Annotated in this window: 2 protein-coding genes; both read right to left on the reverse strand. The window is 37.4% G+C overall.

Annotated elements, in window-relative coordinates:
• Positions 1–29 precede the first annotated feature (29 nt).
• The gene (locus MVY38_RS01355) at positions 30–1,100 is read right to left on the reverse strand and encodes a HAMP domain-containing sensor histidine kinase (RefSeq protein WP_297482642.1); all 1,071 of its coding nucleotides are present in this window, start codon (positions 1,098–1,100) and stop codon (positions 30–32) included.
• Positions 1,087–1,602: response regulator transcription factor (locus MVY38_RS01360; RefSeq protein ID WP_297482645.1), on the reverse strand; the 516-nt coding region annotated here is incomplete at its 5' end. The genes MVY38_RS01360 and MVY38_RS01355, both read right to left, overlap by 14 nt.

The following is a 1,602-nucleotide window of genomic DNA, read 5'->3' on the forward strand; positions in this document are numbered from 1 at the left end:
AGATAATATGTTTTGGAAGTTAACATTTTTTAGGATAAAAACTTCAAAATAAAAGTATTACTCTCATCATCCGATTCAACTTTTATTTCTATATTCATCGCTCTTGCCAAACGGTTAACAATGTCTAAGCCTATGCCGCTGCTGCGTTTGTCACTGCTGTAGGAACGCTCGAAAATCTTCTCTGGATTTAAGATCTTTGGTCCGCTGTTTTGAATACTGAGGCTGTTTTTTGTGGTGTAGATTTTTACATATCCGTTTTGGGTGTTGTATTTGCAGGCATTTGAGATGATATTTTGGAGTATTTGCTTTATGGCGTGTGCATTGAGCTTGGCTGTAAAGTTTGAACACTCTTGCGTGAAGCGAATATTTGGGTATATCTGCTGCTGCGTTTGGAGTATCTCTTGCGTGATTTTACAGAGGTTTACCTGCTCAAGTTGGAAGGTTTCTTCTTGAAGGAGGATGGTTAGGTTTTCATGCAGTTCTGAAATGGTCTCGACACTCTTTTTTACTCTTTGCAGTGCTGCATTGTCTGCACACTCCTCTTTTTTTTCAAGGAGTTTCATATTGAGCTTGATGGAAGTAACAGGTGTGTTAAGGTCATGTATGAGATCTTTTGCGAACTTATCAAGTGTCGAGATGCTCTCTTGAAGTGGCTTGAGGGCATTGTTAGCAAGTTTGTAGCTAATAAAGGCAAAAACTAAAAGCAGTAAAAACTGGAGCGTCCATATTTTGATTTTTAGTTCAAAAAGATTTTTGTTAAAAGCATCTTTTTTTTTCAGAATTTGGAGATAGTAGTATGGTTTTTTGGTTGGCATATATTTCATAAAATATCTATCTGCAATGGTAAAGTTGCGTATATCTATATGTTTTTTTGGTCTTGTTACAAACTTATATGTATATATACCATTACGGTACTCATTCATATTGAGATGGAGTTTAACATGTCGGGCATACTCTATAAGTGAGAACTCTTCAGCCTTTAAAATATGGTTTTTCATTTGAATATAGTAGAAAAATCCCGCTGCTAAAATCAGCAGTGCCACGCTCACAAAGTAGGTGATGAAAAATTTTAAAAAAGCTGTTTTTTCATGATGATGCAAGGCGATATCCTACTCTTTTTATAGTTGTGATGGGGAGTCCAATTTTTCGCAGTTTATTGATGTGAACACGCAAAGATCCCTCACTCATCTCTTTGCCATCACCAAGATACTCAAGCAGTCTCTCTTTTTGCACAGTTGCGTCAAGGTTTTGAAAGAACAGCTTTGTGATTTTAAGCTCTGAGGGTGAGAGTGCTACAAATGTATCTTCACGGTAGAGTTCCTCTTTTTCTATGGCAAAATAAAACTCTCCGACTTTGATTTTTTCGTCGTAGCTGTGGTACGATTTACGAAGCAGTGCATTGATGCGCACTAAAAGCTCATCAAAATCAAAAGGCTTTTTGATGTAGTCATCAGCTCCTATTTCAAAGCCGTGTGAGAGTGAAGCAATGTCAGTGAGTGCTGTGATGAAGATTGTAGGTGTCTTATCACCGCTTTCACGCAGACTTTGCAAAAGTTCAAAACCACTTAGGTGTGCGACATTGACATCAAATAAAAAGAGGTC

Origin of the sequence: Sulfurimonas sp., from assembly GCF_027056685.1 — a bacterium.
In the GTDB taxonomy this organism is placed as follows: domain Bacteria; phylum Campylobacterota; class Campylobacteria; order Campylobacterales; family Sulfurimonadaceae; genus Sulfurimonas.